This window comes from Trichloromonas sp. (assembly GCF_034006665.1).
In the GTDB taxonomy this organism is placed as follows: domain Bacteria; phylum Desulfobacterota; class Desulfuromonadia; order Desulfuromonadales; family Trichloromonadaceae; genus Trichloromonas.
Map to the genome: position 1 here is coordinate 1 of NZ_JAVESI010000030.1, position 12,551 is coordinate 12,551.

The 12,551-nt window shown below is 58.9% G+C and carries 9 protein-coding genes; 5 read left to right on the plus strand and 4 right to left on the minus strand.

Annotated elements, in window-relative coordinates; all coding sequences use genetic code 11:
- Positions 1-327: 327 nt before the first annotated feature.
- The 3 genes from RBR25_RS11730 (at position 328) to RBR25_RS11740 (ending at position 4,417) form a co-directional block, all read left to right on the plus strand.
- A complete protein-coding gene (locus tag RBR25_RS11730) occupies positions 328-711 on the plus strand; it encodes an HIT family protein (protein ID WP_432819739.1) in 384 nt (127 codons plus the stop codon).
- Positions 712-767: 56 nt separating this feature from the next.
- Positions 768-1,688, plus strand: a complete 921-nt coding sequence (locus RBR25_RS11735; protein ID WP_432819740.1) for an HNH endonuclease — start codon at positions 768-770, stop codon at positions 1,686-1,688.
- A gap of 338 nt (positions 1,689-2,026) precedes the next feature.
- The gene (locus RBR25_RS11740; protein WP_432819741.1) at positions 2,027-4,417 is read left to right on the plus strand and encodes a TOTE conflict system archaeo-eukaryotic primase domain-containing protein; all 2,391 of its coding nucleotides are present in this window, start codon (positions 2,027-2,029) and stop codon (positions 4,415-4,417) included.
- A 142-nt stretch (positions 4,418-4,559) separates the two neighbouring features.
- On the opposite strand, the gene RBR25_RS11745 is transcribed toward RBR25_RS11740, so the two are convergent.
- Positions 4,560-5,435, minus strand: coding sequence for a nucleotidyl transferase AbiEii/AbiGii toxin family protein (locus RBR25_RS11745; RefSeq protein ID WP_432819742.1), 876 nt, complete (start codon positions 5,433-5,435; stop codon positions 4,560-4,562).
- Positions 5,398-6,417, minus strand: a complete 1,020-nt coding sequence (locus RBR25_RS11750; RefSeq protein ID WP_432819743.1) for a type IV toxin-antitoxin system AbiEi family antitoxin — start codon at positions 6,415-6,417, stop codon at positions 5,398-5,400. Before RBR25_RS11750 ends, RBR25_RS11745 begins: the two co-directional genes overlap by 38 nt.
- A gap of 380 nt (positions 6,418-6,797) precedes the next feature.
- On the opposite strand from RBR25_RS11750, the gene RBR25_RS11755 reads away from it, so the two are divergent.
- Positions 6,798-9,467, plus strand: a complete 2,670-nt coding sequence (locus tag RBR25_RS11755) for a DEAD/DEAH box helicase (RefSeq protein ID WP_432819744.1) — start codon at positions 6,798-6,800, stop codon at positions 9,465-9,467.
- 171 nt (positions 9,468-9,638) lie between these two features.
- Positions 9,639-10,721: a hypothetical protein gene (locus tag RBR25_RS11760; protein ID WP_432819745.1), complete on the plus strand. Its 1,083-nt coding sequence runs from the start codon at positions 9,639-9,641 to the stop codon at positions 10,719-10,721.
- A 74-nt stretch (positions 10,722-10,795) separates the two neighbouring features.
- Here RBR25_RS11760 and RBR25_RS11765 read toward each other — a convergent pair whose 3' ends face one another.
- Positions 10,796-11,533, minus strand: a complete 738-nt coding sequence (locus RBR25_RS11765) for an ABC transporter permease (RefSeq protein WP_432819746.1) — start codon at positions 11,531-11,533, stop codon at positions 10,796-10,798.
- Positions 11,530-12,516: an ABC transporter ATP-binding protein gene (locus RBR25_RS11770; protein ID WP_432819747.1), complete on the minus strand. Its 987-nt coding sequence runs from the start codon at positions 12,514-12,516 to the stop codon at positions 11,530-11,532. Before RBR25_RS11770 ends, RBR25_RS11765 begins: the two co-directional genes overlap by 4 nt.
- Positions 12,517-12,551: the final 35 nt, after the last annotated feature.

Sequence of the window (12,551 nt, forward strand, 5' to 3'; positions counted from 1 at the left end):
TGGTGTAGTTGAAATCGGCAAACAGGCGGTCAAGAAGTTCTTTTTCGATGGCCATTTGGGCTCCTCAGAGGGTGGGGGGCTGGTGTACCCCGGAACGACCATTTACACAAACTAAATTACACCCTCGTTTGCTGGGCTTGCCTGCGCTACTTTTTTCGGGGGTTTTCGATACAGCCTGATGGATTTTTAGCAGGTCGTTGAAAAACTACCCCAGACTTCTGGGTTCCTTCCTGCGGAAGGCTCTCGGGGACAGGTCCAGAATTCCCCCAGTGAATCAACCAGTTCTGAATATATTTTTTTCAAATAAAATCTCGTAAGGATTCTACTTTGATCCCATGCCCCTTTTGCACCCCCTCCGCTTCCCGCCTCGTCTTGGCGAATACCCATGCCCTCGCCATCCTCGACGCCTTCCCCATCTCTCCCGGCCACATGCTGATCATCCCGAAGCGCCACATTGCCTCCTTCTTCGAGACAACCAGAGAAGAGCAGGATGCACTTCTCAACTTGCTGGCCGAGATGAGGCAGCGTCTGCTGTCAGAACTAAATCCAAATGGCTTCAATATTGGCATCAACGATGGACCCGCCGCCGGGCAGACGGTGATGCACCTGCACATCCACCTGATCCCTCGCTACGCCGGTGACATGGCAGACCCGCGCGGAGGTGTTCGCTGGATCATGCCTGAGAAGGCACCGTATTGGAAGAAGATATGACCGAGCTTGCCGCGTACATCAAACAGTTTGGAAGACTCAACCGGGCGCCGGGGCGGGTGTGGACTGACACTACGAAGAAGCGCGCCCCGCACAAGCCGATCCTGCTGCTGGCAGTGCTCGACTTGGTGTCCCGTGGCATTATCCTCTCACCATTCATTGCGGTCACCAGTGATCTCGTCGAGCTGAACGAGTTGTTCAACCTCTACTGGCGACGCATCATCCCCCTCGGGCAGACCAGTAGCATCGCTTTTCCCTTCTCCCGCCTGCACAATGAGACGTTTTGGGAACTACTGCCGCAGCCGGGCAGAGAAATTACCCCCGCAGCCGTAAATAACATCACCTCGGTCAGTCAACTCCGCACCTTGGCCCTCGGCGCTCTCATGGACGAAGATCTCTTCCGCTGCATGCAGCAGCCCGACAGCCGAAGCGCCCTACGCGAGGCGCTGCTGCTCTCCTGCTTTTCGAGTGAGGCGAGGGCTGCGCTAGAAGAACAGGTCGGCATCAACGCCGATGCCTACAGCTATAGCCTGGAACTTGAGCAGAAGGCCCACCTGCCGCTTGTTAAGGAAACCTTGGAGGATGATGCCTACAAACCGGCCGCTCGCGATCAGGGCTTCCGGCGCGTCGTGGTTGCCACCTATGACCACCGCTGTGCCCTTTGCGGGGTGCGGATCATCACCCCGGAAGGCCACACTGTGGTCGATGCCGCCCACATCATCCCCTGGAGTCGAAGCAGGAACGACGAAATCCGCAACGGCATGGCGCTTTGCAAACTTTGCCACTGGGCCTTTGATGAAGGGATGATGGGGGTCTCCGACGATTATAACGTCATCACCTCACGCCAGATCGCTGCCAATCCGAACGTTCCCGGTTTCTTGCTCACCCTTTCTGGACGGGGCATCATTCCGCCACCCGATCGTGACCTTTGGCCTGCGCAGCAGTACTTGGCTGAGCATCGGCGGGAGTGGCGGCTTTAGCGATTACGAGCGGGCGGCATTTGATATCTCCTGAGTGACTTCCGCTGGAGGGGGAACTCACATGTTTAAAGCAATCAACAAAAGGGAAACTGGAGAAGCGCAATCAGGATATTTCGATCACCAAGCCCAAGAAGGCTTACAAGAAAACCAGCGGGCTTCCTGACGGGCTGGCGGATCAGGCAGTGTTTTATTGCGTATCCTGCATGAATCTGCCCTTGGCTTTTGCGGCATTGATGTCGAGGGCTATTTCAATGTGGTTCTGTGCTTGTACGAGCAAGAATTGAAAGTGATTTGAGGTAGTGTCGAAGACATGAAAGATCTGATGGCGGAGTATGGCTTTGCCGAAGAATGACAAGAGCCGGAATGAGCAGGATGAACTGCGGTTGTTGCGCAAGGAGAACGTCCGCCTCAAGGAATTGCTGACCCAGCACGGTATCTCCTGGGAAAAACCGGCCATCCCTGAACCCGTCCCCGCCCCAACGGAATCCGGACCAGCCCCAACCCAGTTCACCACCGACGACAAAATTGCTCTGTTCCGCCGCCTGTTCCGAGGGCGCGAGGATGTTTACCCCAAGCGCTGGGAATCGGCCAAGGGCACATTTGGCTATTCACCGACCTGCGGCAATGAGTGGAAGCCCGGCATCTGCCACAAGCCTCGGGTGAAATGCGGCGACTGCAACAAACGCCAATTGCTGCCGGTGACCGATCGGGTACTCTATGACCACTTGGCCGGGAAACAGACTGTCGGCATCTATCCGCTCTTGAGCGACGACAATTGCTATTTTCTCGCGGCCGATTTCGACGAAGCAGACTGGCGGGAGGATGCCAAGGCCTTTATGCACTCCTGCTGTGAGCTTGGGATTCCGGCGGCGCTGGAGATTTCCCGCTCGGGCAACGGTGCTCACGCCTGGATCTTCTTCGCCGAGCCGGTTCCGGCTCGCGAGGCCCGGCAGCTTGGGGCCGCATTGATCAGCCACACCTGCGATCGCACCCGGCAATTGTCCCTGGCCAGCTATGACCGCCTGTTTCCTAACCAAGACACCATGCCCAAGGGCGGCTTCGGCAACCTGATCGCGCTGCCCCTGCAGAAACAGCCGAGGGAATCAGGGCGCAGTGTCTTCGTCGATGAAGACCTGCAACCTTATCCCGATCAATGGGCCTTTCTGGCTTCCATCCGTCCCATGTCCCGGCGGGACTTGGATGACGCCATTCTGCGGGTCAGCGGCGGCCGCCATCCATTGGATGTCGCCTTTGCTGGCGAGGAAGAAGACAGCAAACCATGGCAGCGACCATCGCCTGTGCCAGCAAGGATTAGCGGCCCACTGCCGGAATCGTTGACCCTGGTACTGGCCAACCAGATTTTCATTGCCAAAATCGATCTGCCGCAGCCGCTGGCCAACCGCCTGATTCGGCTCGCTGCTTTCCAGAATCCGGAGTTCTACAAGGCCCAGGCCATGCGCCTGCCGGTGTGGAAAAAAACACGCATCATCGGCTGCGCCGAGAATTTTCCGCAGCATATCGGTCTACCCCGTGGCTGCCTCGATGCGGTGCTCGACCTGTTGCAGGAGAACAACATCCGTCCGGAGCTGCAGGACGAGCGCCTTTTGGGACGTAAGGTGACGGCCAAGTTCACCGGCACCTTGCGCAAGGATCAGAAGTCAGCGGTGCGGGAGATGCTCAAACACGAGGTCGGCGTACTCTGCGCCCCGACGGCCTTCGGCAAGACCATTGCCGCCGCCGCTTTGATTGCCCGGCGCAAGGTGAGCACGCTGGTGCTGGTGCATCGCACCGAGTTGCTGCGCCAGTGGCAGGAACGATTTACCGGATTTCTGGAAATCCCCAATGGTGGATTGGGTGTCATCGGCGGCGGCAAGAAGAAGCCGTCCGGCAAGATCGACATCGCCGTCATGCAGTCTCTTTCCCGTCGGGAAGATCTTGGCGAACTGCTCGACCAGTACGGGCAGATCATTATCGACGAATGCCATCACCTGTCGGCCTTTTCCTTCGAAGCGATCCTCAAACAGGCCAAGGCGAAATTCGTGGTGGGTCTGACCGCCACGCCGATACGCCGCGACGGTCATCAGCCGATCATCTTCATGCAGTGCGGGCCGATCCGCCACAGTGCCGCCAGGCCGGAATCCGCGCCGGTGCAACTGGAAGTCTGGCCGGAGTTGCTGCCCGCGCCGGAAATCCCGCCAGATTCCCCGATTCAGGAGGTGTTCCGCATCCTCGCCAGCGATGCGACCCGCAATCGATGTATCGCCAGGGATGTGCTGGCCGCCTATCGGGAAGGGCGAAAGGTGCTGGTGCTTACCGAGCGGACGGACCATCTGCCGCTGTTGCAGGAGGCACTGGGGGAGGAGGTCGAACACTGCTTTGTCCTGCATGGCCGTTTGTCGAAGAAACAGCGAACGGCGGTGTTCGCGGAACTGGATGCTCTGAACGAGTCGGCACCGAGGGTGCTGCTCGCCACCGGCCGTCTGATCGGTGAAGGCTTCGACCATCCACCGCTCGACGCGCTGGTGCTGGCCATGCCGATTTCCTGGAAGGGAACCTTACAGCAATACGCCGGCCGTCTGCACCGTGAGCATGCCGACAAAAAGGATGTGCGTATCTACGACTACGCCGAGACTGATCACCCCCAACTCAACCGCATGTGGGACAAGCGCCAGCGCGGCTACCGGGCCATGGGATACGAGATAAAACCGATGCAAAAAGCGCTTGCCTGAAAAAAATACGCAGTATTCCTGCCAGAATTCCTGCGCATCGGCCCGAGCCCGAAATCGGCAGGATGCCGGCCGACGGAAACAACGAGCTTTTCGGGTATGCCGGAGGAATTGCCGCGCCTTCGATGCGGAAAGAGGGGGACGTTCATTGGCCGGCTCTCCCTTGAAAGATCTCGGAAAATCCCTCCGCCATTTTCTTCAGCTTGGCCAGCGAGTCATCAAGCCGGTCATCTATCCGTGAAGATCTCGCCATATCCATGGCCAAGCGATAACGTTGCTGCTCATCGGTCTCTTGCCGCAGAATCGCTTGAATTTCTTCTCCGGTGGCGGCAGATGCCATGGCGGCCATATCCCTCCCCAGCAACCTGATGCCGGCCGGTGTCAGATCGAAACCTTCCTGTTTGAGCAGTTCAGGTTCGTCGTCAAAGAGGCGATCGACGTTGCCGGCATCGGCGTAGTTGTTCATCAAAAAGAGCAGATCCTCGGCATCCTTTGGTCGTTGAGGATAGCTGTCGTTCCAGGAGATGAGCTTCATCAGCGCCATCCCCGGAATGGTCGGGACCTTTACCTCCAGCGGAGGGTTGTCGCTGAGCCGGATCGTCATGCCATAATCGTAGGCTTCCTGAAAACCCATGATGTTCATGATCACCTGATGATCGGGAGGCCAGGCAATCGTCTGCGCATCGGAACTGACCCCGCCGTAGGGAACGATATCGACGGGGATCTTGCCGTAGCTGAGACGATGCAGGTCTTTGGTCGGCAGAAATTGTCCCGTAGCCATCAGGGCCTCGGTCAACCTCCGGAATTCTTCCCAGCCGGCCACCTCGACGCCGATATCCAGGTCGCGGGTCGCCCGCTGCCCCCAGATGGCATGACAGTGGTTGAGCAGAATGTCTCGGGCCGTGGCGCCAACGACAAAAAAGAGCATCCCCCGCGAGGACGTCTCCTGATGGATCAGCCGCAGAATATTGACCAAGACGGGATCAATCTTCCCGGACAAGTTGTACGAGATGTTCGTCATAGATCATCCGTGCGGTTTCCACGTTTCGCTGGTTGCCGGTGGCCATAAGATCGGCATAGACCAGAAGCGGGTGGACTGTGTCGCCATGGGGCGGAATTGTTTCCGGCTGCCAGAAGCGGGCGACGAGTTCCACATCCCCCTGCGGATCTTTTTTCAGGCGGTTCGGCAGGATCACCGCAGCGGGGTCGTCCTTGTCCACGTAAAGGGTGATGACCTGGGGATTCAGATACTCGGTCAGCTTCGCTGCCGCCACTTCCGCTCCCCACAGGGCCTTGTCGGTATTCAACCTGGCCTGGCGCCACCAGCCCTCGGCGCCGCGATACCGCCCTAGAACCAGTTTGGGCCGAAGCTGTTCGGCATAGGCCGTGATCCAACGTTCCAGAAGCTGTTCCTTCTCGATCAACCGCAACTGGCGGGCGCGACACGTCCCGGTTTCCATCAGAAATCCCAGCTCCTTCAGATCCTTCACCACCCAGTTCACCATGCCCAACGCCACCTGGGTTTTCTCGGCGATGGCGCGGTAGGTTTCGTTTTCCAGTCCCGGATGGCACATCAGGGCATAGAGGATCCGCAGTCCCGTCTGTTTGAAGGCCCGGCGAGTTGTCGGCTTGGCGGCCGCATTATCGGTTTTGTTCCCTTTGACGAAAAGGTACAACGGTGACTGGTTGATATAACCATTGCCGGCGGTGTCGATAAACTGGACGCCCTCCTTGCGGAGAGCCTCGGCCTTATCCCCCGTCACCTGTTGCAATACAACAACCTGCTTCCCGAGGTTTTGCTGTTTTCCGCGCAAGGCAAGCATGGCGTCAACAGTCAGAGTCCCCCCTTCGATCACCAATACTTCAAGCATGGTGTTCGTCCCGGGGATTTCCAGATGCTCTAGCGGGCCGTTCCCGGCAAGCTTGAGCGCAACCCCCGTCTGTTGCGCAAAGGCATCCCTGGCGACCCTCAGCATCTGTTTTTTGCGATTGGCCAACTGCATGTGTTCACCTTTTAAATATGTTCACTTTTTGTGAACATACAATTTTCGTGAACAAAAAGCAATGCCAAGAGTTGCTCCGCCAGTAGATTTATAGCCCCTGAGCCGGCCCATCGACAGCATCGGAGACACCGCCTGAAAACCCTGCCTTCTCAACGGCCCGACCCTGGTGCTGATCAGTCTGCATGTGCAGCACGACAAGGCGTACCGTAGGTGAATCGTTTTCTTATAGCATTATGGCGGTTACCGTAATGCCCAATCATCATTTGTTCTGAAGCGCTTTTAGGGACCATCCCAAAAAGACCTTGGAAGGGGAGGGTGGAAGGGTGTATTTTGAAGCTCTCGTCCATCCTTCATGATCTTCGCCGAAAGTTGTCGTTTTTGTGGAACTGACGCTCAATCCCGCCGGTCATCTGGTGATGATTGGACTCGCCGATCCTGCCGCAGCCGAGCCGCGTTTGGCACCGATTGCCCAGGCTTTCGCCGCGTCTTCATCTGCCGGAATCATCGCTCTCGCCGGTGGTAAACCGTCATCGGAATGGCCTCTTTCCTGGCTTTTCTGGCGCGATTTCGGCGCGCGTTATCTGTTGCACCTCTGCCAAAGCCGACCGGATGCCGACCGCCTCGATCCCGTGCCGCCTTTGGACGAAGCCACACTGGCATCCCTGGTCTTGGGCATCCCGCCCATGCCCGGGGCCGAGTATGCTTGTCCCGAAGTGCTGGGGGATCTCTGGCGGGCTCTGGATGCCTGGACGCTGGCGGAGATTGCCCGCGAACCCGAGGGCCTGGCCGGTTTTCTCCAGCGCCGTGCGCCCCTCTGGCGGCAGGTTGGCCGGGTCTGTTTCCATCTCGCCGAAAACCGGGGGGATGCCGAATATCCCTTCGCCTTCCTGGCGACCTATATCCCCCGTCTCGGCAAAAATGCCCGCGCCCAGCACTTGCCCCTGAGCCAGGCCTTGCGCGAATATGCCGGCGCCGCGAACCGCGCAGCTTTGTTGCGGCTGCTGGAGCCGGTTTCTTCGGCGAGCGACCGTTGCCCATGGGTGCGGGAACTGGTAGAGAGCAACGAACTCTATCATCCCCTTGCCTGGACCCCTGAGGAGGCCTATCTCTTTCTTAAGGATGTGCCGCTGCTGGAGGAGAGCGGGCTGGTTGTGCGCCTGCCCGACTGGTGGAAAAAGCGCCCCCGGCCCAAGGTGCGGGTGGCGCTCGATTCGCGGGCCGGGGACAAGCTTTCGGCACAGGCGCTGCTCGATTTTCAGGTAAGTCTCACCCTCGATGGCGAAGTCCTTTCGCCCGAAGAGATCGCGGCGCTGATGGCGGCCGGGGAGGGGCTGGCGCTGGTACGTGGCCAGTGGGTCGAGGTGGATGGCGAGCGGCTTCGCCAGGCTCTTGAACAGTGGCGCCGGGTGGAAAAAGAGAGCGGCACGGACGGCCTCTCCTTCATCGAGGGGATGCGACTACTCGCTGGTGTGCAACGGAACCTCGCTGACGAGGATCCCTTGCTGGCCGAGACCGGCTGGGCTTTCGTGGAAGCCGGGGAGGGGCTGCGCGAAACGCTGGCCGGATTGCGCGACCCGGCTCAGCTCGCCACCCTGCGGGAGTTTCCCGGGCTGCGGGCGGATTTGCGGCCTTATCAACAGGTTGGGGTGAATTGGCTCTGGTTCCTGTCCGAACTCGGTCTCGGCGCCTGTCTGGCCGACGACATGGGTCTGGGCAAGACTGTGCAGGTGCTGGCCCTGCTCCTGACCCAGTCCGGGCGGGGGCCGAGTCTGCTGGTGCTGCCGGCTTCGCTGCTGGCCAACTGGAAGAGCGAGCTGCGACGCTTCGCTCCCGCGCTTGCTCCCCTCTATCTGCATCCCTCGGAAATGGGCCGGGAAGACCTGGCGGGTCTGGCTGCTGATCCCGAAAGTGCTCTTGCTACCGTCGATGTGGTGCTGACCACCTACGGCATGGTGCAACGTCAGGAGTGGCTGAAAAAAATATCCTGGAATCTGATTGTGCTGGACGAGGCACAGGCGATCAAAAATCCCGGCACCCGCCAGAGTCGGGAAGTCAAGGCGCTCTCCGGGCGGGTGCGCATCGCCCTGACCGGCACTCCGGTGGAAAACCGCCTCGCCGATCTCTGGTCGCTTTTTGATTTCATCTGCCCGGGCCTGCTCGGTTCGGCAAACCGTTTCAAGCAGTTCGTCAACGCCCTGGAAGGGCGCAAACCGCCTTCCTACGCTCCTTTGCGCACCCTGGTACAGCCCTATATCCTGCGTCGCCTGAAGACCGATCGGAGGGTCATCGCCGATCTGCCCGACAAGGTGGAGATGGCCGCTTGGTGCGGGCTGAGCAAGGTTCAAACGCGACTTTACGGTGAGGCGGTTAAAGCGTTGGCGCATGCCCTGAAAGAGCAACGGGAAGGAATTAAACGCCGGGGGCTGATCCTTGCGACGCTCATGCGTTTCAAGCAGATCTGCAACCATCCCGGCCAGGCCTTGGGGGACGGCGACTTCGCCGAAGAACGCAGCGGCAAATTCATCCGCTTGCGCGAGTTGGTCGAGGAGATCGCTTCCCGGCAGGAGAAGGTTCTGGTCTTTACCCAGTTTCGGGAAATGACCGAACCGCTCGCGGCTTTTCTAACACAAATTTTCGGTCGCCCCGGTCTGGTGCTACACGGCGGCACGCCGGTGGCGGAGCGGAAAAAGCGGGTGGATCGTTTTCAGCAGGACGAGGGCCCGCCCTTTTTCGTCCTTTCCCTCAAGGCCGGCGGTACCGGGCTCAACCTGACCGCCGCCGCTCACGTTATCCATTTCGATCGCTGGTGGAATCCGGCGGTGGAGAATCAGGCCACCGACCGCGCCTTCCGCATTGGTCAGAAAAAGAATGTGATGGTACACAAGTTTGTCTGCAAGGGGACGGTGGAGGAAAAGATCGACGCCTTGATCGCTGCCAAAGCCGATCTGGCGACTGAACTGCTGGAAGGCGCGGAAACCCTGCTGACGGAGATGGATGACGAGGCCCTGTTGCGTCTGGTGGCTCTCGATCTGGATCAGGCCGCCCTCTAACAGGCTGATGAAAAACACCCATCTGCGGCGTTGTTCTCATCCCTCGTCAACGACGTACCTTTCAGGTACGCCTTATTCCTTAGGATTTTGTCCGCCTTGCATCTGGGCATTTTTGATCAGCCTTGGAAAACGAGTTTTTCAACAACCTGCTAAATGGGGAGATGAAGGAAGATGGGATATTACGGTTGGCCCGCCTATGTGACCGTGGCCGAGCGGCGGGCCAAGGCCGAGAAGCAACTGGAAAAGATGAAGAAGAAGGGACTGAAGGTACAGCCGGTGGCCTTGAGCGGCCGCAAGATCGCCGCTTCCTTCTGGGGCAAGGGCTGGTGCGAACACATGGAATCGTTCAGCGATTATGCCAATCGCCTGCCTCGGGGACGCAGCTATGTGCGTAACGGTTCGGTCTGCCATCTGGAAATCGCCGCCGGGCGTATCACCGCCTTGGTCAGCGGGACGACCCTGTATAACGTCCGCATCACCATTGAGCCTCTCAAGGCGAGTCGCTGGGAGGCGGTCAAGAGCGCCTGTTCGGGAAAGATCGCCTCGCTGGTCGATCTGTTGCGAGGCAAGCTCGACGGCTCCGTCATGGAGATCGTCACCGACCGCAAAAAGGGACTTTTCCCCTTGCCCGGCGAAATGAAGTTCGACTGCGATTGCCCGGACTGGGCCGGTATGTGCAAACATGTGGCGGCGGTGCTCTACGGGGTCGGTGCCCGCCTCGACCAGTCGCCGGAGATGCTTTTTCTGTTGCGCGGGGTCAATCACCTGGAACTGATCGATGTTACCGCCGCTGTCGCCGATGCGACCCAGGCTGGTACTTCCCGCCGTCGAATCGCCGCGACCGGGCTCGCCGATGTTTTCGGCATCGAGATGGCCGATACGGGTGTAGCCGAGGATCCGCCGACGCTGGCGCCGTCCGGAAAAGCCAAACCGGAAAAGAAGTCAAAGCCTGCGGCCAAGGTGTCTGAAGCACAACGCACGGCGGCGAAAATTGCGGCTGTGAAGAAGGTTCCGGAACAGCGTGTGCAGAAGAAATCAATTCCCGAGACCCATTTGCCCGAGCCTTTCACTGGAAAGATTCTTTACGCTTGGCGTACCTCCATTGGCGAAACCCAGACCGAGTTTGCGGCTCGTCTGGGCCTGAGCGCCGGTTGCATCTCCCAGTGGGAGAGCAAGGGCAAGAAGCCGATCGGCATGCAGGTGCGTTCCCGACTGCTTCTGCAGAAAGCCTGGGAGGCGACCCACAAGGAATAAGCCTGTTGCCGCGTCTGCAGGGCAGATTCCCCTGGTCGCTTATGTCTGTGCGGCGATTGCTCCCGCTGCCTGACCTAGGCGATCCATTTTTTCCCGATGTTGTGCTGGCTCAAGAGAAAAAGCCCGAGAGAGAATAGCCCGAGCATCAGGAAGTCAAGCTGGGGCGGCATCGTGCCCTGTTGCTGGAACCCGGTGCGCAGAACGTCGGCGCCGTACGTCAACGGCAATGCGTAGGAGAGGGGCTGGAGCCAGACCGGCAACTTTTCGATGGGGAAGAAGAGGCCGCACAGAAAGATCATCGGGAAGCGGAAGAAGTTGGAGAAGGTCTGTGCCTCGAAAACCTCGCTGACCGAGACGGCGATGAAGAGTCCGAGGAAGGTCGAGCCTGCGGCGATGAAGATGATGGCGGGCAGAACCAGCGACCAGCGAATACCCGACAGATCGGTCAGAAATAGAGCCATGATTACGGGGATGAAGCCATTGGTTACGCCGAAGAGGATCGCCCCGGAAGTTTTTGCCAGCATCAGCAGTTTCAGGGAAATGGGGGCAAGGAGCAGGCGCTCGAAGGAGCGCCCTTTTCTTTCGAAGGTTACCGTCACCGCCAGCATGGAGGTGGTACCGAAGAGCACCGACAGGGACACCACGCCGGGCAACAGCCCTTGAATGCTTTCCAGCCCCTCTCCGGACTTGATGAAGAACATGGCTGTCCAGGCGACGGGAAAGGTCAGCCCCCAGCTGATGTTCGGCGGCTTGAGATAGTAAGAGCTCATGTCCTTGCCGAGAATGCTCCAAAAAGCGATCCACTGTTTCATAAAGCGGCCCCTGTCTTCTCTTTCTCACGTTTTATCGAAGCCGCTTCGATTCCGGTGATCTCGACAAAGATGTCTTCGAGCGTCGGTCGAATCTTGCGGACCTCGGTCACTTCCAGGCCGTGTTCCTCGAAGAGGCGCACCAGCGGCCCGATATGGACTGCCTGGTTGGAGGCCACACGGAGGCGACCCCCTTCCACCCGCCGTATTTCCAGTTCGGGAAAGCCGACGCACAGATCACCCACGACCTCACTTGCTTGCCCCTCCACGAAAAACTCCATGACCTGCTGTTTCTGAGTCGGATGCATCAGGTTTTCGACGGTGTCGGTACGGACGATCTTGCCGCCGACAATAAAGGCGATCCGGCCGCAAAGACGTTCGGCCTCTTCGATATAGTGGGTGGTAAGGAAGATCGTCGTACCGGAGCGGTTCAAGTCGGCGATAAGCTGACGGATCTGTCGGGCGCTGGCCACATCGATCCCCGTTGTCGGCTCGTCGAGGAACAGGAGTGCCGGGTGGTGGATGATGCCAGCGGCGATGGTGAGCTTGCGTTTCATCCCCTTGGAATAACCGACGAATTTGCGTCCAGCCGCCTCCGCGAGGCCAAAGAGGCCCAATAATTCCTGGGCTCGGGATTCCCGGTCCCGTTTCGCCATGCCGTACAGGGCGCCGCAGAAGCAGAGGTTCTCCACTCCCGTCAGTTCGGGATAAAGGTTGCTTTCGTCAGGGACGATCCCCATCAGGTGTTGGGCGGCCTTGGAATTGTTCGTACAGTTGATGCCCGCAATGTGGATGCTTCCCCGATCCGGGTGCGCCAGACCGGTCAGCATATTGATGGTTGTGGTCTTCCCCGCCCCGTTGGGGCCAAGAAAACCAAACAGTTCGCCCCGACGGATATCGAAGTCGATTCCCGCCACGGCGGAAACATCTCCGAAATTTTTAGTCAAACTCCGCACTTTGACAATCGTGTTCAGGTCGTCATCCATAGCATCTCTCGAAATGTTTAGCGCCGGACGATAGG

Bases quoted from the DNA above. Each gene is read 5' to 3' on its own strand.
- RBR25_RS11760 (WP_432819745.1), top strand. From the start codon at position 9,639: ATGGGATATTACGGTTGGCCCGCCTATGTGACCGTGGCCGAGCGGCGG.
- RBR25_RS11745 (WP_432819742.1), bottom strand. From the start codon at position 5,435: ATGACGAACATCTCGTACAACTTGTCCGGGAAGATTGATCCCGTCTTG.
- RBR25_RS11750 (WP_432819743.1), bottom strand. From the start codon at position 6,417: ATGCAGTTGGCCAATCGCAAAAAACAGATGCTGAGGGTCGCCAGGGAT.
- RBR25_RS11770 (WP_432819747.1), bottom strand. From the start codon at position 12,516: ATGGATGACGACCTGAACACGATTGTCAAAGTGCGGAGTTTGACTAAA.
- RBR25_RS11765 (WP_432819746.1), bottom strand. From the start codon at position 11,533: ATGAAACAGTGGATCGCTTTTTGGAGCATTCTCGGCAAGGACATGAGC.